The following is a 23469-nucleotide window of genomic DNA, read 5'->3' on the forward strand; positions in this document are numbered from 1 at the left end:
AATGCGCTACGTGACGCGGGTTGTGTTTCCGGAAAGTGACCGTAACGTCACGCTCGCTTTGTGTCCGTATTCACGGAAAGTGGCCGCCGATCAGGTCAATGATTGCCCTGTGTGGCCCGTCCGCAAATCTGAACCCCCACCGATCGTAAGACGAAGCGCCATCGCGATGCGTACTGTCCGGACGTAGCTGTAATCACGCGTTTTGTGAGCGGGGGATGCCATGACGAGTGCGGATTCGATTGCCATCGTGGGTATCGCCTCCCGCATGCCCGGCGCCTCCGGGCCGGATGAGTTCTGGCAGTTGTTACGCGGCGGAGTGGACGCGGTCCGGGAGCGCGACAGGAGTCGGCGCTTCGGTCCTGACCGTGGCGGTTTCGTGACAGGTCTGGACGAGTTTGACGCCGACTTCTTCCAATTGTCCCCCCGGGAAGCCGCGGACATGGATCCGCAGCAACGACTCGCCCTCGAACTGGCCTGGCAGGGCCTCGAGGACGGCGGTGTCGTCGTCCAGAAGACGTCGACGGCGAAGATCGGCGTCTTCCTCGGTGTCATGGCCGCCGACCACGCCGAGCTGGTGGCCATGGCGGGCGCCGACGGCATCACCCGCCACACGCTGACCGGGGTCGGTCGGTCGATGGTCGCCAACCGGGTCTCCCACGCCCTGGGCCTCGGCGGTCCGAGCATGACAGTCGACACCGGACAGTCGTCCTCGCTCGTCGCCGTCCACCTCGCCTGCGAGAGCCTGCGCAGATCGGAGTCGGAGATCGCGCTGGCAGGCGGTGTCCACCTGAACGTCTCCCCCCTCAGCAGCGCGGTCGTCGAGGCGGCCGGCGCGCTGTCACCGGACGGCAAATGCTACGTCTTCGACGAGCGGGCCAACGGCTACGTACGCGGTGAGGGCTGCGGCATCGTCGTCCTCAAGCCGCTCGCGCGTGCGGTCGAGGACGGCGATCGCATCTACGCGGTCATCCAGGGCAGCGCCTTCGGCACCGGCTCCGGCGCCGGTGGGCTGACGGTGCCGAGCGCCACGGTTCAGGCCCGTACGATCACCGAGGCGCTCACCCACGCCGGGGTGGACCCCGCCGAGGTGCAGTACGTCGAGCTGCACGGCACCGGCACCCGGGTCGGCGATCCCATCGAGGCCGAGGCGCTCGGCGCTGCCTACGGACCGGCACAGGCTCGCCGGAGCCCTCTCGTCGTCGGCTCGGTCAAGACGAACATCGGCCATCTCGAAGGCGCCGCCGGCATCGCCGGTCTCATCAAGACGGCGCTCTGCATCCACCGACGCGAGGTCGTGCCGAACCTCAACTTCACGCGCCCGAACCCGCAGATCGCCCTGGACGAGTTGGGCCTGCGGGTGGCCGCGCGGAACGAGCCGTGGCCGGACGCCGGCCACCCCGTCGCCGCGGGCGTGACCTCGCTCGGGATCGGCGGTACGGCCTGCCACGTGGTCCTCACGGCCGCCCCCGCCGTGACCCGGCCCGCATCCACGGCGGTCAAGGGTTCGGTGGGTGCGGTGCCGGTCCTGTTGTCGGGTCGTGGCGATGTGGCGGTGCGGGCGCAGGCGCAGCGGTTGCGGTCGTTCCTGGTCGATCGGCCGGGTGTTGCTCTGGTGGATGTGGGGTGCTCGGCGGCGACGTCGCGGGCGCACCTGTCGCATCGGGCTGCGGTGGTGGCTGGTGATCGGGAGTCGTTGCTGGCTGGTTTGGCGGCGTTGGCTGCGGGTGAGCCTGCTGGTCGGGTGGTGGTGGGTTCGCCGGTGTCGGGTAGGACGGCGTTCCTGTTCACCGGTCAGGGTGCGCAGCGTCCTCGGATGGGTGTGGCCCTGGCCGGGGTGTATCCCCGGTTCGCCGAAGCCCTGGACGAGGTGTGCGCGGAGCTCGATCCACGTCTGGGCCGGTCGGTGCGGGAGTTGTTGGCGGCGGCGGAGGGTTCGTCTGAGGCGGGCCTGTTGGATGCGACGCAGTTCACGCAGGCGGCGTTGTTCGCGGTTGAGGTGGCCCTGTTCCGGTTGGTCGAGTCCCTCGGTGTGCGTGCGGATTTTCTGATCGGTCATTCGGTGGGGGAGATCGCCGCGGCGCATGTGGCTGGGGTGTTGTCCCTCGCGGATGCGTGTGAGTTGGTGGTGGCGCGGGGTCGGTTGATGGGTGCGCTTCCCGCTGGTGGTGGGATGGCCGCGGTTCAGGCTGGCGAGGATGAGGTTGTTGCTTCCCTGGCCGGGTTCGAGGGCCGGTTGTCGATCGCTGCGGTGAATGGTCCGCGTGCGGTGGTGGTGTCCGGTGACGCGGACGCTATCGAGCGGTGGTTGCCGGTGTGGGAGGGCCGTAAGAGCAGTGTGTTGCGGGTCAGTCATGCGTTCCATTCGCATCTGATGGATCCGATGTTGGATGGGTTCCGGCGGGTGGTGGGCGGGTTGACGTTGAACCCGCCGAAGGTGGCGGTGGTGTCGAACCTGACCGGGCGGGTCGTCGGTCAGGAGTTGACCGATCCGGGGTATTGGGTGGCGCACGTGCGTCAGCCGGTGCGGTTCTTCGACGGTGTGACCACTCTGCACGGGTTGGGGGTGCGGCGGTGGTTGGAGCTGGGGCCGGATGCGGTGTTGACCGCGATGACCCGCCACTGCCTCGACACCGTCGACGAGTCGGGTGTCGTGTTCGCCGCCGCTCTGCGGGCAAGGCACCCCGAGCCGGATACCTTCGCCGGGTTCCTGGCCCAGGCACACGTCAGCGGCACCGACGTCGACTGGCCGGCCTTCTACGCCGACACCCACCCGCAACGGGTCGACCTGCCGGCGTACGCGTTCCAACGGCAGCGTTTCCGGCTGGAGCGGCGGACGGCGGCGGGCGACCCGGCCGCCGCCGGGTTCGGACGTGTCGACCACCCGCTCCTGCGTGCGGCGGTCCAGATCGGTGACCGGGACGAATGGCTGCTCACTGGCAGGGTTTCCGGGGACACCGCACCCTGGCTCCGCGACCACGCGGTGCTCGGCATGGTCGTGCTGCCGGGCGCCGCGCTCGTCGAACTCGCGATCGCCGCCGGCCGGCACGTGGGCAGCCCAGCCCTCGCGGAACTCACGCTGGACGTACCACTGGTCCTCGACGAGGAATCGGTCACCGAACTCCAGATCACCCTGGCCGAGCCGGATCAGAACGGTCAGCGTGCGGTCGCCATCTATGCCCGCCCGCACACCCCGGAGAACGACGAGCAGTCGCCGGTTACCTGCCTTGCCCGAGGAAGGCTCGCGCCGGAAGACCAGCCACTCGTGGAGCCGCTCACCGAGTGGCCACCGGCAGGCGCGAGGTCGGTCGTCGTCGACACCTTCTACAAGCGGTTGGCGGAGATCGGCCACGACTGCGGGCCGCTTTTCCAAGGGCTGCGGGCAGCGTGGTCCGACGACACCCACCTGTACACGGAGGTGACGCTCCCCGTCGGCACCGACATCGACGGGTTCGGGATCCACCCGGCGTTGCTGGAGTCGGCGGTGCACGGCTGCCTGCTCGACAGGTCGACGACCCCCGTTGTGGCGATGCCGTCATCGTGGTCCGGCGTACGCCTCGGACCCGGCGGACACCGGCGGGTCTGGGCCCGGATCGGACCCACCGACGGCGGCGCGCTCCAGGTCGACCTGTTCGGCGAAGATGGCGAGCCGGCGGCGAGCGTGACCAGGCTCGCCTTCCGCCCGGTCGACCAGGAGCGAATCGAGAGCACGCAGGGCGGGCAGCGACGCTCGTTGCTCCAGATCGACTGGGTACCGGTCGAGCACGGCGCGGTATCGGGGCGGGTCGTGCTCCTCGGCGACCTCGACGGCCGGGGCGAACGCTACCGGGACCTGGACGCGCTCGAGCGGGCGCTGGCCGATGGCGCCCCGGCGCCGACTGCCGTCCTCACCGCTGTCGCGTCTTCCGACGCGGCCGGTGACCTCGCACAGGCCGCCCAGGTGACGGCCGAGCAGACGCTGGCGTTGCTCCAGCGTTGGCTGACGAGCGAACCTCTGACCGACACCCGACTGGTGCTGGTGACCAGCAACGCGGTCTCGGTGGGTGCGGAGGCGGCCGACCTGGCTCAGGCAGCGGTCTGGGGACTGGTACGCAGCGCCCAGTCGGAGCACCCGGGCCGGTTCGTCCTGGTCGACGTCGACGCCGACTGTGTCACTCAGGACTGGACGCCCTTTGTCGGGGCGGACGAGCCCCAGATGGCCGTACGCGGGGGTCGGTTGTTCGCGCCACGCCTCGCCCGCCTCGGTGCGCCGCAGATCTCCCCGCCACCCCTCGATCCGGATGGGATCGTGCTGATCACCGGCGGGACCGGTGCTCTCGGAACGGCAGTGGCGCGGCACCTCGTCCGGACACGTGGTGCCCGTCGGCTCCTGCTGGTCAGCCGGCGTGGTCCCGCCTGGGCGGGTGCCGACGAACTCATCAGCGAACTCGCCGCGTCCGGCTGCGAGGCGCGGATCGTCTCGGCCGACGTGACGGACCGTACGCAGCTCGTGGGGCTGCTCGAAGGGCTGGAGCGCCCGCTCACCGCGGTCGTGCACGCCGCCGGTGTGCTCGACGACGCGGTGGTCGAGACGCTCACGCCGGAGCAACTGGCCCGGGTGATGCGTCCGAAGCTCGCCGCCGCGCTGCACCTGCACGAGCTGACCTCGCAGATGCCACTGGCGGCCTTCGTGCTCTTCTCCTCGGTGGCGGCGTTGGTCGGCAGCCCCGGGCAGGGTAACTACGCGGCGGCGAACGCATTTCTCGACGCCCTGGCAGCGAACCGGCGAGGGATGGGCCTCCCGGCGATATCGCTGGCCTGGGGCCTGTGGGCAGACGCGACCGGCATGGCCGGAATCCTGGACGAGGCGGGCACCGCCCGTTGGGCGCGGATGGGAATCCAGCCCATGCCCGCAGCGCTCGGGCTCGACCTGTTCGACGAGGCGCAGCGGTGGGACCGCCCGGTGCTGGCGCCGGTACGGCTCGACCTCGCCGCGCTGCGTACCACGGCACGTCAGGGGATCGTGCCGGCGCTACTGCGCGGGCTGGTTCCGGTACCCGTACGCCCCAGCGCAACCGTTCGCGGCACCCTGGCGCAGCGGTTGGACGGGGTGCCCGACGGTGACCGGGAGCGGGTTGTCGCCGGGCTCGTCCAAGCCGAGATCGCTGTGGTCCTCGGCCACACCTCACCCGCCGCGATCGACCCGACTCGGACGTTCAAGGAGTTGGGCTTCGACTCCCTGGCCGCGGTCGAGCTGCGGAACCGACTGTCCCAGACCACCGGTCTCCCGGTGCCGTCCACCCTGGTCTTCGACCACCCGACCCCCGCAGCGGTCGTCCGGCTGCTGATCACCCTGACCGCCGGAGGCGAGCAGGGCGGTGCTGGTCCCGCCACGCTGCGGCCTCGGCGGGTGGTGGTGAATGAGCCGTTGGCGATTGTGGGGATGAGTTGTCGGTATCCGGGTGGGGTGGGTTCGCCGGAGGATTTTTGGCGGTTGTTGGCCGACGGTCGTGACGCGATTTCGGGGTTGCCCGAGGATCGTGGGTGGGATGTGGAGCGGTTGTATGACCCGGATCCGGAGCGGTTGGGTTCGGTGTATGCCCGTGGTGGTGGGTTCCTGCGGGGTGCGGGTGATTTTGATGCGGGGTTTTTCGGGATCAGTCCGCGTGAGGCGTTGGCGATGGATCCGCAGCAGCGGTTGTTGTTGGAGGGTGCGTGGGAGGCGTTCGAGGACGCCGGCATCGACCCGACCTCGCTACGCGGCACCGACACCGGTGTCTTCTGCGGCGTCATGTCCTCGGAGGACTACGGCGGCCCGGCCCGGTCGGAGTTCGAAGGGTTCCGCCTGACCGGCACCACCAACAGCGTCGTCTCCGGCCGGGTCGCGTACAACCTCGGGCTCGAGGGCCCGGCGGTGTCGGTGGACACGGCGTGTTCGTCGTCGTTGGTGGCGTTGCACCTGGCCGCGCAGGCGCTACGGGCCGGCGAGTGCTCGATGGCGCTGGCCGGTGGCGTGACGGTGATGGCGGCCCCGTTCCTGCTAGTCGAGTTCAGCCGGCAGCGCGGCCTGTCCCCGGACGGGCGGTGCAAGCCGTACGCGGCGGCAGCCGACGGGACCGGCTTCTCCGACGGGCTCGGACTGGTCGTGCTGGAGCGATTGTCGGACGCACGCCGTAACGGCCACCGGGTGCTCGGTCTGCTGCGCGGCAGCGCGATCAACTCCGACGGTGCGAGCAACGGACTCACCGCGCCGAACGGGCCGTCCCAGGAGCGACTCATCCGTCAGGCGTTGGAGAGCGCCGGATTGTCCCCGGCGGATGTGGATGTGGTGGAGGGGCACGGGACGGGGACCCGGTTGGGTGATCCGATCGAGGCCCAGGCGTTGCTGGCCACCTACGGCCGCGAGCGTACGGACGGCCCTCTGCGGTTGGGGTCGGTGAAGTCGAACATCGGCCACACGCAGGCCGCGGCCGGTGTCGCTGGTGTGATCAAAATGGTGTTGGCGATGCGGCACCAGATGCTGCCGGCCACCCTGCACGTCGACGCGCCGTCGCCGCACGTGGACTGGAACATGGGGCAGGTTCAGCTGCTCGACCGGGCGGAGCAGTGGCCGGCGTCGAGGCGTCCGCGTCGTGCGGGTGTGTCGTCGTTCGGAATCAGTGGCACCAACGCCCACGTCATCCTCGAAGAAGCACCGGTCGACGGTGAGGCACCTGTCGAGCGTCCGGTCGGGCGTCCGGTGGGTGTGGTGCCGGTGCTTGTGTCGGGTCGTGGCGATGTGGCGGTGCGGGCGCAGGCGCAGCGGTTGCGGTCGTTCCTGGTCGATCGGCCGGGTGTTGCTCTGGTGGATGTGGGGTTCTCGGCGGCGACGTCGCGGGCGCATTTGTCGCACCGGGTTGCGGTGGTGGCTGGTGATCGGGATGCGTTGTTGGCTGGTTTGGCGGCGTTGGCTGCGGGTGAGCCTGCTGGTCGGGTGGTGGTGGGTTCGCCGGTGTCGGGTAGGACGGCGTTCCTGTTCACCGGTCAGGGTGCGCAGCGTCCTCGGATGGGTGTGGCCCTGGCCGGGGTGTATCCCCGGTTCGCCGAGGCCTTGGACGAGGTGTGCGCGGAGTTGGATCCACGTCTGGGCCGGTCGGTGCGGGAGTTGTTGGCGGCGGCGGAGGGTTCGTCTGAGGCGGGCCTGTTGGATGCGACGCAGTTCACGCAGGCGGCGTTGTTCGCGGTTGAGGTGGCCCTGTTCCGGTTGGTCGAGTCCTTCGGGGTTCGTGCGGATTTTCTGATCGGTCATTCGGTGGGGGAGATCGCGGCGGCGCATGTGGCTGGGGTGTTGTCCCTCGCGGATGCGTGTGAGTTGGTGGTGGCGCGGGGTCGGTTGATGGGTGCGCTTCCCGCTGGTGGTGGGATGGCCGCGGTTCAGGCTGGCGAGGATGAGGTTGTTGCTTCCCTGGCCGGGTTCGAGGGCCGGTTGTCGATCGCTGCGGTGAATGGTCCGCGTGCGGTGGTGGTGTCCGGTGACGCGGACGCTATCGAGCGGTGGTTGCCGGTGTGGGAGGGCCGTAAGAGCAGTGTGTTGCGGGTCAGTCATGCGTTCCATTCGCATCTGATGGATCCGATGTTGGATGGGTTCCGGCGGGTGGTGGGCGGGTTGACGTTGAACCCGCCGAAGGTGGCGGTGGTGTCGAACCTGACCGGGCGGGTCGTCGGTCAGGAGTTGACCGATCCGGGGTATTGGGTGGCGCACGTGCGTCAGCCGGTGCGGTTCTTCGACGGTGTGACCACTCTGCACGGGTTGGGGGTGCGGCGGTGGTTGGAGCTGGGGCCGGATGCGGTGTTGACCGCGATGACCCGCCACTGCCTCGACACCGTTGACGAGTCGGGTGTCGTGTTCGCCGCCGCGTTGCGGGCAAGGCACCCCGAGCCGGATACCTTCGCCGGGTTCCTGGCCCAGGCACACGTCAGCGGCACCGACGTCGACTGGCCGGCCTTCTACGCGGGCACCCACCCGCAACGGGTCGACCTGCCCACCTACGCGTTCCAGCACGAGCGGTACTGGTTGATGCCGGGCACGACGGCAGGCGACGCTGCCGCTGTCGGGTTGGGGCGTCTCGATCACCCGCTGCTCGGGGCCGCCGTGCCGGTCGGTGACCGGGACGAGTGGCTGTTCACCGGGCGGATCTCGCAGGATTCGGCGCCGTGGGTGCGCGACCACGGCGTACTCGGGATGGTGATCGTGCCGGGTACGGCGTTGGTGGAGTTGGCGTTGACCGCTGGCCGGTACGTGGGGTGTCCGGTGGTGGAGGAGTTGGTGCTTGAGGCGCCGCTGCTGCTGGCTGAGCACGCGGTGGCGCAGCTCCAGGTCACCGTGGGTGAGTCTGATGAGGATGGTCGCCGGGAGGTGGCTGTCTACTCGCGTGCGGAGAGCACTGGTGATCATCCAGAGCGGGTGGTGACGTGCCACGCCCGGGGCTGGCTCGCCACCCAGGCGGCACCCGTCACGGCCTTCGGCGCCCAGTGGCCACCGGCAGGCGCCGAACAGATCGACGTCGACGAGCTGTACGCCCGGCTGGCCGACGCCGGCTACGAGTACGGCCCGGCCTTCCAGGGCGTCCGCATGGCGTGGCGCGTTGGCGCGGACGTCTACACCGAGGTGGCGCTGCCCGAGGACGCTGCCGGCGACGGGTTCGCTGTCCACCCTGCCCTGTTCGACGCGACCCTGCACGGAGGGCTCGAAGGTCTGGCCGGCGGCGACGCCTCCTCGGCCGGGTTGCCGTTCTCCTGGTCCGGGGTGCGTATCGAGCAGCGGGGCGTCGGCGTGCTGCGGGTGCGGATCGGCTCCGCCGGTGACTCCGCGTTGCGGATCGACCTCGCCGACGAAGCCGGCAGCGCGTTTGCCGGGGTGGACACGCTCGTCTTCCGCCCGGCCGAGCAGGCCCAGCTCAAGGGCGGCGGGCGGCCGGAGGCGAAGGCGCTGTTCGGTGTCGACTGGACCGAGGTTGCGACCACCGCGCCCGGTGGAGCGCGACGGATCGCGGTGCTCGGTGACCTCCTGGGCGCCGACGAGCGCTACCCGGATCTCGACGCGCTCGACCGTACGCTCGCCGACGGTCATCCGGCGCCCGACGCGGTCGTCGTCGCGGTCCAGACGACCGGAGACACCATCCGGACAACAGCGGCGGCCACCGCCGTCGCCGTCGACGCGCTCGCCCTGGTGCAGCGGTGGTTGGCGACAGAGGCCCTGGCCGCGTCGCGACTGGTCGTGGTGACCCGCAACGCTGTGGCGGTCGGCGACGAGTCGCCGGATCTGACGCAGGCCCCGGTGTGGGGTCTGCTGCGCAGCGCCCAGTCGGAGCACCCCGACCGTTTCGCCCTCGTCGACCTCGACGGCAGCGAGGTGCCGCCGTGGGAGGCGCTGCTCGGGCTGGACGAGGGCCAGGTGGCGGTTCGCGCGGGGCGGGTGCTCGTACCCCGGATCACGCCGACCGAGGCGTCCGTGGTGTCCGATGAGTCCGCGTGGCGGTTGTCAGCCGTACGAAAGGGATCGCTGGAGGATCTCGCGGTCGTCGCGTCGGACGCCGACCGTCCGCTGGCGGCTCACGAGGTACGCGTCGGCGTACGCGCGGCGGGTCTGAACTTCCGCGACGTGCTGATCGCCCTCGGCATGTACCCGGAGGAAGCCCCGCTGGGCAGCGAGGCTGCCGGTGTCGTGCTCGAGGTCGGCGCCGACGTGCACGACCTGGCCGTGGGTGACCGGGTGATGGGTGTCGTCACGAATTCGTTCGGGTCGAGGGCGGTGGCGGACCGGCGGATGGTGGTGCCGATGCCGGCGGGGTTCTCGTTCGTCGAGGCGGCGGCGGTGCCGTTGGTGTTCCTGACTGCGTACTACGGCTTGTTTGATCTTGCGGGTTTGCGGCGGGGTGAGCGGTTGTTGGTGCATGCGGCTGCTGGTGGTGTGGGGATGGCGGCGGTGCAGTTGGCGCGGCATGCGGGTGTGGAGGTGTTCGCGACGGCGAGCGCGCCGAAGTGGGACGCGGTGCGTGGCTTGGGTGTGCCTGATGATCGGATCGCCTCCTCGCGTGACCTCGGTTTCCGGGAGGTGTTCCTGGCGGCGACCGGTGGTGCGGGTGTGGACGTGGTTCTGGATGCCCTGGCGGGTGAGTTCGTGGACGCGTCGTTGGATCTGTTGCCGCGTGGTGGTCGATTCGTCGAGATGGGTAAGGCCGACATCCGTGATCCGCAGGTCGTGGCGGAGTCGCACCCGGGCGTCCGCTACCGCTCCTTCGACCTCTTCGAGGCGGGTCCGGAGCGTATTCAGCAGATGTTGTCCGAGATCGTGTCCCTGTTCGAGCAGGGTGTGTTGCGGCATTCGCCGGTGCGGGCGTGGGATGTGCGTCGGGGTGTGGAGGCGTTCCGGTATCTGCGGGAGGGCCGTAACACCGGCAAGGTGGTGCTGACGGTTCCGGCGCCGTTGGACCCGGATGGCACGGTGCTGATCACGGGTGGCACGGGTGGTTTGGGTGCGGTGTTCGCCCGGCACCTGGTGACGGCCTACGGTGCCCGGCATCTGGTGTTGGTGAGTCGTCGTGGCCTGGCCGCCGATGGCGCGCAGCAGCTCGTTGATGAGCTGACCGGGCTGGGGGCCAGGGTTCGGGTAATGGCGTGTGATGTCACGGACCGGGATCAGGTCTCAGACCTGATCGGGTCGGTGGATTGTCCGTTGACCGCGGTGGTCCATGCGGCGGGTTTGTTGGATGACGGTGTGGTGCAGTCGTTGTCACCGGAGCAGGTGCGGCGGGTGATGGCGCCTAAGGTCGACGCGGCGGTGCATCTGCACGAGTTGACCGCCGGGCTGGACCTGTCGGCGTTCGTGGTGTTCTCGTCGGTGGCGGCGTTGATCGGCAGCCCCGGCCAGGGTAACTACGCCGCGGCGAACGCGTTCCTGGACGCGCTCGCGGCGAGTCGCCGGGCGGCCGGGCTGCCGGCCACGTCACTCGCCTGGGGCCTCTGGGCCGAGGAACGCAGCATGGCCGGCACCCTCGACGACGGCAGCGTCGCGCGCTGGGGCCGGATGGGCATCACACCCCTCTCGAACGAGCGTGGCCTGGAGCTGTTCGACACGGCCCAGCAGCTCGACGAGGCGCTGCTCGTCCCGGTCCAGCTCGACACCGGGGCGCTGCGCGCCCAGGCCCGCTCCGGAATGCTGCCGGCGCTGCTGCGTGGACTGGTCCGGGCGCCGGCGCGACGCGCCACCGCCACCGGCGGTTCGCTCACCCAGCGGCTGGCCGCCGCCGCCCCGGCCGACCGGGAGACCATCGCGCTCGACGTGGTGCGCGCCCAGGTCGCGGCGGTCCTCGGCCACGCCTCGCCGGACGCGATCGACGTCAACCGCACGTTCAAGGCACTCGGGTTCGACTCGCTCGCCTCGGTCGAGCTGCGCAACCGGCTGACCCGGGCCACCGGGCTACGGCTGCCCACCACGCTCATCTTCGACCACCCCACCCCGGCCGCGATCACCCAGCTCCTGCTCAGCGAGGTCGGCGGGGCGGAAGCGACGGACGCCCCGCCGGCGAACCACATCCGCGATCGGGAGCAGCGCGACCTTGATCCGGTAGCCATCGTCGGGATGAGCTGCCGGTATCCCGGTGGGGTCAGCTCACCGGACGAGCTGTGGCAACTGGTCGCCGAGGGCCGCGACGCGGTCTCCGCCCTGCCCGACGATCGTGGCTGGGACCTCGACCGCCTCTACGACCCCGACCCGGAGAAGGTCGGCAGCGTCTACACCAGCGGTGGCGGGTTCATCGACGACGCTGGTGACTTCGACGCCGAGTTCTTCGGGATCAGCCCACGGGAAGCCCTGGCCACCGACCCGCAGCAGCGGCTGATGCTGGAGGCCGCCTGGGAGGCGTTGGAGGACGCCGGCATCGACGCGGACTCGCTGCGCGGCTCCGACACCGGCGTCTTCTGTGGTGCGCTGACCTCCGACTACGGCGGATCGATGCCGCCGGAGCTGGAGGGGTTCCGGCTCACCGGCACCACGACGAGTGTCCTGTCCGGTCGGGTCGCCTACACCTTCGGCCTGGAGGGGCCCGCCGTCACCGTCGACACGGCGTGCTCGTCGTCGCTGGTCGCGCTGCACCTGGCCGCCCAGGCGCTGCGGAACGGGGAGTGCTCGCTCGCCCTCGCCGGCGGCGTCACGGTGATGGCCGGGCCGTTCCTGCTGGTGGAGTTCAGCCGGCAGCGAGGGCTGGCGTCGGACGGCCGGTGCCGTTCCTACGCCGCCGCCGCGAACGGAACCGGGTTCTCCGACGGGCTCGGCCTGCTGGTGCTGGAGCGGCTGTCGGACGCACGCCGCAACGGCCACCAGGTCCTGGCGGTGCTGCGCGGCAGCGCCGTCAACTCCGACGGCGCGAGCAACGGGCTGACCGCGCCGAACGGCCCCTCCCAGGTGCGGGTGATCCGGCAGGCGCTGGCCAACGCGGGTCTGAGCGCCGCCGAGGTCGACGTGGTCGAGGGACACGGGACCGGAACCCGACTCGGCGACCCGATCGAGGCACAGGGTCTGCTGGCGACGTACGGGCAGGACCGCACGGACGGCCCGCTGCGCCTGGGGTCGATCAAGTCGAACATCGGCCACACCTCGGCAGCTGCCGGCGTCGCCGGAGTCATCAAGATGGTGCAGGCCATGCGGCACCAGATGCTGCCGGCCACGCTGCACGTGGACGCACCGTCGCCGCACGTCGACTGGGACTCCGGTGAGATCAGGCTCCTCACCCGGGCAGAGCCGTGGCCGCTGTCGCAGCGACCCCGCCGGGCCGCCGTCTCGTCGTTCGGGATCAGCGGTACGAACGCGCACGTGATCGTCGAGGAGCCGCCCCGGGAGGAGGCGTCGCCGGTCCACCTCGCCCCGACCGAGCGGCGGGTGGGCGCCGTACCCGTGTTCCTCTCCGGGCGTGCTGACGCGGCCCTGCGCGCACAGGCGGACCGGCTGCGCGCGCACCTGCTGGCCCGACCGGAGTGCGAACCGCTCGACGTGGGCTTCTCGTCGGTAGCGAGCCGGGCGCAGCTCGCGCGGCGCGCGGCGGTGGTGGCGACCGACCGGGACGGGTTGCTCGCCGGCCTGGCGGCGCTGGCCTCCGGGGAATCGGCCGCCGGGGTGTTCACCGGTGCCGCGGCGGCCGGCAGGACCGCCTTCCTCTTCACCGGACAGGGCGCGCAGCGCCCCGGTATGGGCGTGCAACTGGCGGCGGCCCAGCCACGGTTCGCCGAAGCCCTCGACGAGGTCTGCGCCGAACTGGACCCACACCTCGGCCGCCCCCTGAAAGAGCTGCTGGCAGCCCCGGAGGGCAGCGCCGAGGCGGAGCTGCTCGACGACACCGCGTACACCCAGGCGGCGCTCTTCGCCGTCGAGGTCGCGCTCTACCGGCTGGTCGAGTCGCTCGGTGTCCGCGCCGACTACCTGATCGGGCACTCGGTCGGGGAGCTGGCCGCCGCGCACGTGGCCGGCGTGCTGTCGCTGCCGGACGCGTGCGCGCTGGTCGCCGCCCGGGGCCGACTGATGGGCGCGCTGCCGGCCGGGGGTGGCATGGCGGCGATCCAGGCGACCGAGCAGGAGATCACCGACTCGTTGACCGGGTTCACCGACCGGTTGTCGATCGCCGCCGTCAACGGGCCGCGGTCGGTGGTCGTCTCCGGTGACGCGCAGGCGTTGCAGGACTGGCTGCCCCGCTGGCAGGAGCGCAAGCACACGCTGCTGCGGGTCAGTCACGCGTTCCACTCGCACCTGATGGACCCGATGTTGGCCGAGTTCCGCCGGGTCGCCGAGGAGCTCACCTTCGCCGAACCGAGCATCCCGGTGGTGTCGAACCTGACCGGTGATCTCGCCGGAGCGGAGTTGACCGACCCGGACTACTGGGTGGACCACGTCCGCCGGGCCGTCCGGTTCCTCGACGGGGTACGGACTCTGCGGGAGCTGGGTGTGCGGCGACTGTTCGAGTTGGGCCCCGACGGCGTACTGACCACGATGGCCCGGCAGATCCTCGACGAGGACGGCACCGTCCTCGCCCCGGCCCTTCGCGCCCGGCACGCCGAGCCGGAGACGTTCGCCGCCCTCCTCGCCCAGGCGCACCTGGCCGGGGTGCCGGTGGACTGGTCGGCGTTCTACGCCGGCTCCGGCGCCCGCCGGGTGGAGCTGCCGACGTACGCGTTCCAGCGGCAGCGGTACTGGGTGCCCTCCGGCGCCCGCCCGGGTGACCCGGCCGCCGCCGGCCTCGGCCGCCTGGACCACCCGCTGCTGGCGGCGGCGGTCCGGGTCGGTGACCGCGACGACTGGCTGCTCACCGGACGCCTGTCCCACGAGACCGCGCCGTGGCTGCGCGACCACGCCGTGCTGGGCACGGTCATCGTGCCGGGGACGGCCCTGGTCGAGCTGGCGTTGACCGCCGGTCGGCGCGCGGGAAGCCCGGTGCTCGAGGAGCTGCTGCTGGAGACGCCGTTGGTCCTGCCCGAACGCGGCGGCGTGCAGCTCCAGGTCACCGTCGCGGAGCCGGACTCCGACGGCCGACGCGAGGTCGCGATCTACTCCCGCCCGGAGGCCGACCGGGGGGACGACGGCGACGAGGGTACGGCGAGCTGCCACGCCCGGGGCGTCCTCGCCGTGGCGGCGGAACCACTGACCCCGTTCGCGACCACCTGGCCGCCGGCGGGCGCCGAGCCGGTGGCGGTCGACGCGCTCTACGCGCGCCTGCACGCGGCCGGCTACGACTACGGGCCGGTCTTCCAGGGCGTACGCGCCGCCTGGCGGGTCGGTGAACACGTCCACGCGGAGATCGCGCTGCCCGAGGAGCACACCGACTCCGCCGGCCGGTTCGGGCTGCACCCGGCGCTGTTCGACGCGGCGCTGCACGGCGGACTGGTCGACAAGGAGGTCGGCTCCCGGACCGAGCTGCCGTTCTCGTGGTCCGGCGTACGGATCGCGCAGCCCGGCGTCGGGCGGCTCCGGGTCCGGGTCGGCCCGGCCGGTGCCACCACCCTCCGGGTGGAGGTCGCCGACGAGCACGGCAACCCCGTCGCCGCCGTGGACGGCCTCGCCTTCCGCCCGGTCGACCAGGAGGCCCTCAGCGCCGCCCTCCGCGCGGGACCCAGCTCCCTGTTCGCGGTGGAGTGGACCGAGGCCACGGCCGGGTCGGAAAGCCGCCCGGCGCGGATCGCCCACCTCGGCACCGGCCCCGGTCACCACGCCGACCTGGGTGACCTCGACCGGGCGCTCACCGCGGGCGCGCCCACCCCGGACGTGGTCGTCGCCACGATCCCGACGCCGGCCCGGACGTCTGATCGGGCCGAGGCGGCCCGTGCGGTCGCCGAGCAGACCCTGGAACTGCTTCAGGGGTGGCTGGCCAACGAACGGCTCGCGGACGCCCGTCTGGTCGTCGTGTCGCGGCTCGGGATCGGCGTCGGCGACGAGGCCCCGGATCTCGCGCAGGCCGCGATCTGGGGACTCGTCCGCAGCGCCCAGTCGGAGCACCCCGGCCGATTCGTCCTGGTCGACCTCGACAGCGCCGGCGCTGTCGACCATACCGACTGGAGCGCGCTGACCGGCCTCGACGAGCCGCAGGTGGCCGTCCGCGCCGGCCGGCTGCTCGCCCCCCGACTGGTCCGGGCACCGGCCGCACCCGCCGACGCCGAACCGCCGTCGTTCGACCTCGACGGCACCGTGCTCGTCACCGGAGGCACCGGCGGTCTGGGGGCGGTGTTCGCCCGACACCTCGCCGAGGTACGCGGAGCGAAGCGACTGCTGCTGGTCAGCCGCAGCGGCGCCGCCGCGGACGGCGTACCCGAACTCCTCGCCGACCTGGCGGCCCTCGGCTGCCAGGCGCGGGCGGTCGCCTGCGACGTCGCCGACCGGGACCAGCTCGCCCGACTGATCGACGGGCTCGACCATCCCCTCACGGCGGTCGTGCACGCCGCTGGCGTCCTCGACGACGGGGTGATCGAGTCGCTGACACCGCAGCGGCTCGAACGGGTCCTGCGACCCAAGGTCCACGCCGCCCTGCACCTGCACGAGCTGACGGCGGATCTGAAGCTGTCGGCGTTCGTGCTCTTCTCCTCGGTGGCCGCCCTCGTGGGCAGTCCCGGACAGGCCAACTACGCCGCCGCCAACGCCGTCCTCGACGCCCTCGCCCAACAGCGCCGGGCCGACGGACTGCCCGCCACCTCGCTGGCCTGGGGCCTCTGGGCCGACGCGGGCGGCATGGCCGGCGAACTCGACGAGACCGACGTCGCGCGACTGGAACGGATCGGGGTCCAGCCGCTGCCGACCGGGCAGGGGCTGGAGTTGTTCGAGCACGCCCAGCGACTCGACGCCGCACTGCTGGCGCCGGTCCGACTGGACCTCGGGGCCCTGCGGACCCAGGCCCGCGCGGGGACGCTGCCCGCGCTGCTGCGCGGGCTGGTCCGGGTGCCGACCCGCTCCGTCGAGGCGGAGGTGTCTCTCGCGCAGCGGCTGGCCGGCGTCCAGGACGCCGAACGGGAGGCGGTCGTCCTCCAGATCGTCCGGGCCCAGGTCGCGGCGGTTCTCGGGCACGCCTCACCCGGCACCATCGACCCGAACCGCTCCTTCAAGGACCTCGGCTTCGACTCGCTCGGCGCTGTCGAACTGCGTAACCGGCTCACCCAGGTCAGCGGCGTACGGCTGCCGCCGACCCTGGTGTTCGACCATCCGTCGTCCGTGGCGGTCGCCCGGCTGCTGCTGACCGAGGTCGGCGGCGGCCCCGCCGCGGAACCGCCCGTCGACCGGACGATCCAGCAGCTCGAAGCCCTGCTCACGACCGCCGCCAGCAGCGAGAAGCAGCGGGTCGCCGGTCGGCTGCGCGCGCTGCTGGCCGGACTCGGCGACGGCCCACAGCACACGAGCGACCTGATCGAGGCGGCCACCACCGTCGACGAGGTCTTCGAACTCTTCGACGCCGAATTCGGTGAGGCATGACGAGCACCAGCGCACGCCCGAACCAGCAGGGGGACAAGGTAATGAGCGTCGAGGGCAACGACCCACAGCAGGAGAAGCTCGTCCGGTATCTGAAGCGGGCCGCCGCCGACCTCAGCACAACCCGGGCGCGGCTCAAGGCACTCGAGGACCGCGCGAACGAGCCGATCGCCATCGTCGGCATGGGCTGCCGCTACCCCGGAGGCGTGATGTCCCCGGACGATCTGTGGCAGCTCGTCGCCGACGGGCGCCCGGGGACCTCGGAATTCCCCGACGACCGCGGCTGGGACGTCGAGAACCTGTACGACCCCGACCCGGACCACCCCGGCACCTCCTACACCCGCGCGGGTGGCTTCGTGGACCGGGTCGGCGATTTCGACGCGGACTTCTTCGGCGTGAGCCCGCGCGAGGCGCTGGCCATGGACCCGCAGCAGCGGCTGCTGCTGGAGGTGGCCTGGGAGGCGCTCGAGGACGCCGGCATCGACGCCACGCCCCTGCGGGGAAGTGACACCGGTGTCTTCTGCGGCGTGATGTACCAGGACTACGGGTTCGTCGCGGGCACCAGCGACCGGCGACCCGAGATCGAGGGCTACCTGTCGATCTCGTCGGCGGCCAGCGTCGCGTCCGGCCGGCTCAGCTACATCTTCGGGTTCGAGGGGCCGGCCATCACCGTCGACACCGCCTGCTCGTCGTCGCTTGTCGCGTTGCACCTGGCGGCGCGGGCGCTGCGCGCCGGTGAGTGCGCGATGGCGCTCGCCGGTGGCGTCACGGTGCTGGCCCGGCCCAGCGTCTTCGTCGAGTTCAGCCGGCAGCGCGGGGTCTCACCGGACGGGCGTTGCAAGGCGTACGCCGCCGCCGCCGACGGGGTCGGCTGGGCCGAGGGTGCCGGCCTGGTGGTCCTGGAACGGTTGTCCGACGCGCGCCGTAACGGCCACCGGGTACTCGGGCTGCTGCGCGGCAGCGCTGTCAACCAGGACGGCGCGAGCAACGGGCTGACCGCGCCGAACGGGCCGTCCCAGGAGCGGGTGATCCGTCAGGCGCTCGCCAGCGCGGGGCTGAGCACCACCGATGTGGACATCGTCGAGGGACACGGGACCGGCACCCGGTTGGGTGACCCGATCGAGGCCCAGGCGCTGCTCGCCACCTACGGGCGCGAGCGCGCGGACAACCCGCTGCGGCTCGGCTCGATCAAGTCCAACATCGGCCACACCCAGGCCGCCGCCGGAGTGGCCGGCGTGATCAAGATGGTGATGGCGATGCGGCACGCGACGATGCCCCGCACCCTGCACGTCGACGCGCCGTCGCCGTACGTCGACTGGACGGCGGGCAGCGTGCGCCTGCTGACCGAAGCGGAGCCGTGGCCGACCGGCGACCGGCCGCGCCGCGCCGGCGTCTCCTCGTTCGGCGTCAGCGGCACCAACGCTCACGTGATCCTCGAAGAGCCGCCGGTCGAGGCGCCGGAAGACACCGACCCGACCCCGGCGCAGACGCCGCACGTGGTGCCGGTGCCGATCTCCGCACGCGGAGAGGCAGCGCTGCGGGCCCAGGCCGACCAACTGCGCGCGCACCTGATCGCCCATCCCGACGTCGGGTTCGTCGACATCGCGTTCTCCCAGGCGACCACCCGGGCGCACCTGGAACGCCGCGCGGTGGTCGTCGCCACCGACCGGGGCACGCTGCTGACCGGCCTTCGGGCGCTGAGCGCCGCCGAACCCGTGACCGACGTCATCGAGGGCCAGGTCGGTGGAGACCGGACCGTCTTCGTGTTCCCCGGCCAGGGTTCGCAGTGGGAGGGCATGGCGACCGCACTGCTCGACACCTCACCGGTCTTCGCCGCGCAGATCGCCGCCTGCGGTGCGGCCCTGTCCCGCTACGTCGACTGGCGGCTGGAGGACGTCCTGCGCGGGGTACCCGGCGCGCCGTCGCTGGAGCGCGTCGACGTGGTGCAGCCCGTGCTCTTCGCGGTGATGGTCTCCCTGGCCCGACTCTGGCAGTCGTACGGCGTGCAACCGACGGCGGTCCTCGGACACTCCCAGGGTGAGATCGCCGCGGCGTACGTCGCCGGCGGGCTGTCCCTCGACGACGCGACCCTGGTCGTCGCGCTGCGCAGCGGCGCGGTACGCGAGCGGCTGGCCGGCCGGGGCGGCATGGTCTCCGTGGCGCTGCCGGTGGACCAGGTCGAGCGTCACCTCGAACCGTACGGTGGGCGCGTCTCCGTCGCCGCCGTCAACGGCCCGGCCGCGGTCGTGGTCTCCGGTGAGCCCGACGCGCTCGACGAGCTGATGGGCGTCTGCGAACGCGACGGCGTCCGCGCCCGGCGGGTACCGGTGGACTACGCCTCGCACTCCGTCCAGGTCGAGGCGATCGAGGGCGAACTGCTGAAGCTCCTCGCGCCGATCGTGCCGCAGCCGGGGCAGATCCCCTTCTACTCCACGGTTCGAGGTGAGTTCGTCGACACCAGCACGCTCGACGCCGCCTACTGGTACGAGAACCTGCGCGGCCAGGTCGGCTTCGAGCCGGCGGTCCGGGCGCTGGTCACCAACGGCACCACCTGCCTCGTCGAGGTGTCCCCGCACCCGGTGCTGACCATGGGCATCCAGGACACGGTCGAGGCGCTCGACGACGCGCCCCGGGTCGCGGTGACCGGCACCCTGCGCCGGGGCGAGGGTGGCCTCGAACGGTTCGCGGCGTCGTTGGCCGAGGCGTACGTGGCAGGCGTGCCGGTGGACTGGTCGGCGTTCCACGCCGGGGCACGCCGGGTGAAGCTGCCGACGTACGCCTTCCAGCGGGAGCGCTACTGGCTGGTGCCCGGCGCCGACGTCGGCAACGCCGCCGGCGCGGGCCTGGGCCGTGTCGAGCACCCGCTGCTGGTCGGTGCGGTGCAGGTCGCCGACCGGGACGAGTGGGTGTTCACCGGTCGGGTCTCGCAGGACATCGCGCCGTGGGTCAGCGACCACGCGGTGTTCGGGATGGTGCTCGTACCCGGCGCGGCGCTGGTGGAGCTTGCCCTGACCGCCGGCCGGCACGTCGGCGCTCCGGCGGTGGAGGAGCTGGTGCTGGAGGCGCCGCTCGTCCTCACCGATCGGGCGGTGACGCAGGTGCAGGTCACCGTCGGGGAGCCCGACGACAACGGCCGTCGCGAGGTCGCCGTCTACTCCCGACCGGAGAGCACGGGCGAGGACGGCGACCGTACCGTCACCTGCCACGCTCGCGGCTGGTTGGCGGTGTCGGCGGCGCCGCTGACCGCGTTCCCGCCGGCGTGGCCACCGGCCGGCGCCGACCAGGTGGCGGTCGACGCGCTCTATCCGACGCTGGCCGAGGCCGGCTATGAGTACGGGCCGATCTTCCAGGGCGTGCACGGGGCGTGGCGCGCCGGTGAGCACCTCTACACCGAGATCGTGCTGCCCGACGAGGAGGCCGACACCGCCCGCCGGTTCGGGCTGCATCCGGCCCTGTTCGACGCGGCGTTGCACGGCTGCCTGATCGGCAAGGGCCCCGGCTCCCCGGCGGACCTGCCGTTCTCCTGGTCCGGGGTGCGATTCGGCCCCGGCGGCGGCTCGCGGGCCCGGGTCCGGATCAGCCCGGCCGAGGACTCGACAGTCCGGATCGACGTGGTCGACGAGCGCGGCGAGCTGGTCGTGGGCGTGGAGAGGCTGGCGGTACGCCCGGTCGACCAGGCGCAGCTGGAGAACGCGCAGGGCGGCGGGCAACGTTCGCTGTACCACCTGGAGTGGACGCCGGTCCCGATCGGTGCCGGCGCGCCGGTCCGGGTCGCGCTCGTCGGTGACGTGCACGGATCGGGCGACAGGTTCGCGGACCTGGACGCGCTGCGGCAGGCGATGGCCGACGGCGCCCCGGCGCCCGAGGCGGTCGTCGTCACGGTCGAGGCTCCGGCGACGCCGGACGACCTGGCCGCGACCGCCCGGGATGTGGCCGGATCGACGCTGGCGCTGCTGCAGGGCTGGTTGTCCGACGAGCGGTTCGCTGACGTACGGCTGGTCGTGCTGACCCACGACGCTGTGGCGGTCGGCGGTGAGTCGCCGGATGTGGTGGTGGCTCCGGTGTGGGGTTTGGTGCGGTCTGCGCAGTCGGAGCATCCGGGTCGGTTCGTGTTGGTGGATGTCGATGGTGGCGAGGGGCCGGACTGGGCCGGGGTGCTCGGTGTGGACGAGCCGCAGTTGGCGGTCCGTGACGGGCGGTTGTTGGCGCCTCGGTTGGGTCGGGCGCCGTCGGCGCCGACCGGTGCTGCGTGGCGGTTGTCGGTGCAGCGCCGGGGCTCGCTGGAGGGTCTGGCGATCACCGGGTCGGCCGCCGACCGTCCGCTGGGCGCCCATGAGGTACGCATCGAGGTCCGCGCGGCGGGCCTGAACTTCCGTGATGTGCTGATCGCCCTGGGTCTCTACCCGGGGGACGCGCCGCTGGGCAGCGAGGCGGCCGGTGTCGTGCTCGACGTCGGCGCCGACGTGCACGATCTGGCCCCGGGTGACCGGGTGCTGGGCCTGGTGCTGGACGCCTTCGGGTCCAGGGCGGTCGCCGACCGGCGCACCGTCGTGCCGATGCCGGCGGGGTTCTCGTTCGTCGAGGCTGCCGCGATCCCGGTCGTCTACCTGACCGCGTACTACGGCTTGTTTGATCTTGCGGGTTTGCGGCGGGGTGAGCGGTTGTTGGTGCATGCGGCTGCTGGTGGTGTGGGGATGGCGGCGGTGCAGTTGGCGCGGCATGCGGGTGTGGAGGTGTTCGCGACGGCGAGCGCGCCGAAGTGGGACGCGGTGCGTGGCTTGGGTGTGCCCGATGATCGGATCGCCTCCTCGCGTGACCTCGGTTTCCGGGAGGTGTTCCTGGCGGCGACCGGTGGTGCGGGTGTGGACGTGGTTCTGGATGCCCTGGCGGGTGAGTTCGTGGACGCGTCGTTGGATCTGTTGCCGCGTGGTGGTCGGTTCGTGGAGATGGGTAAGGCCGACATCCGTGATCCGCAGGTCGTGGCGGAGTCGCACCCCGGGGTTCGTTACCGCTCGTTCGACCTGTTGGAGGCGGGTCCGGAGCGTATCCAGGAGATGTTGTCCGAGATCGTGTCCCTGTTCGAGCAGGGAGCTTTGGCTCACTCGCCGGTGCGGGCGTGGGATGTGCGTCGGGGTGTGGAGGCGTTCCGGTATCTGCGGGAGGGCCGTAACACCGGCAAGGTGGTGCTGACGGTTCCGGCGCCGTTGGACCCGGATGGCACGGTGCTGATCACGGGTGGCACGGGTGGTTTGGGTGCGGTGTTCGCCCGGCACCTGGTCACCGGTCACGGTGCCCGGCATCTGGTGTTGGTGAGTCGTCGCGGCCTGGCCGCCGAGGGCGCGCGGCAGCTCGTTGATGAGCTGACCGGGTTGGGCGCGTCGGTTCGGGTGGTGGCGTGTGACGTCACGGACCGGGATCAGGTCGCCGGGCTGATCGCGTCGGTGGATCGTCCGTTGACCGCGGTGGTTCATGCGGCGGGTTTGTTGGATGACGGTGTGGTGGAGTCGTTGTCACCGGAGCAGGTGCGGCGGGTGATGGCCCCGAAGGTCGACGCCGCTGTGCATCTGCACGAGTTGACCGCCGGGCTGGACCTGTCGGCGTTCGTGCTGTTCTCGTCGGTGGCGGCGTTGATAGGCAGCCCAGGTCAGGGCAACTACGCCGCGGCGAACGCCTTCGTCGATGCCCTGGCGGCCAGTCGCCGCGCGGCGGGACTTCCGGCGACGTCGCTGGCCTGGGGTCTGTGGGCGGACGCCACCGGCATGACGGGTGAACTCGGCGAGGCCGACCTGGCCCGGCTGGAGCGCACCGGTATCGGCGCGCTGTCGAACGAGCGTGGCCTGGAGCTGTTCGACACGGCCCAGCAGCTCGACGAGGCGCTGCTCGTCCCGGTCCAGCTCGACACCGGAGCGCTGCGCGCCCAGGCCCGCTCCGGCATGCTGCCGGCGCTGCTGCGCGGACTGGTCCGCGTACCGACCCAGCGTGTCGAGACCACTGGCGGTTCGCTGCCGCAACGACTGGCCGGCCTGCCGCAGGCCGACTGGCAGCAGGTCGTCGTCGACCTGGTACGCGGCCAGGTGGCCGCCGTGCTCGGCCACTCGTCGGCCGAGGCGGTCGACCCGGAACGGGCATTCAAGGAGCTGGGCTTCGACTCCCTCGCCGCCGTCGAGCTGCGGAACCGGCTGAGCCGGAGCACCGGCCTGCGGCTGCCCACCACGCTCGTCTTCGACCACCCCACCTCGATGGCGGTCGCCCAGTACCTGATCCCGGCGGCCATGCCAGGCGTCGTGCCAACCGGCCAGCGGTCGTCGGAGGAGGACGAGATCCGCGACATGCTCGCCACGATCCCGATCAGCCGTCTGCGCAAGGCAGGGCTGCTCGACATGCTCGCCGAACTCGCCAAGGGCGAACCGGACGACACCCCATCCGACGACGACGTCACATCGATCGACGACATGGACGCAGAAGCCCTGATCCGGATGACCGAGGACCCGCTCGCCGCGAGCATGGAGGTGCGGTAA

Annotated in this window: 2 protein-coding genes; both read left to right on the forward strand. The window is 71.7% G+C overall.

All coding sequences use genetic code 11. The annotated features are described in order from the left end of the window. Positions 1-220: 220 nt before the first annotated feature. On the forward strand, positions 221-16954 hold the full coding sequence (locus tag O7634_RS21835; protein ID WP_278151974.1) for a type I polyketide synthase: 16734 nt from the start codon (positions 221-223) through the stop codon (positions 16952-16954). Continuing rightward, the gene (locus tag O7634_RS21840; protein WP_278151975.1) at positions 16951-23469 is read left to right on the forward strand and encodes a type I polyketide synthase; all 6519 of its coding nucleotides are present in this window, start codon (positions 16951-16953) and stop codon (positions 23467-23469) included. Before O7634_RS21835 ends, O7634_RS21840 begins: the two co-directional genes overlap by 4 nt.

The organism is Micromonospora sp. WMMD1120 (genome assembly GCF_029626235.1).
Classification (GTDB): domain Bacteria; phylum Actinomycetota; class Actinomycetes; order Mycobacteriales; family Micromonosporaceae; genus Micromonospora.

Coding starts and splice junctions, on each gene's coding strand:
- O7634_RS21835 (WP_278151974.1), top strand. CDS start 221: ATGACGAGTGCGGATTCGATTGCCATCGTGGGTATCGCCTCCCGCATG.
- O7634_RS21840 (WP_278151975.1), top strand. CDS start 16,951: ATGACGAGCACCAGCGCACGCCCGAACCAGCAGGGGGACAAGGTAATG.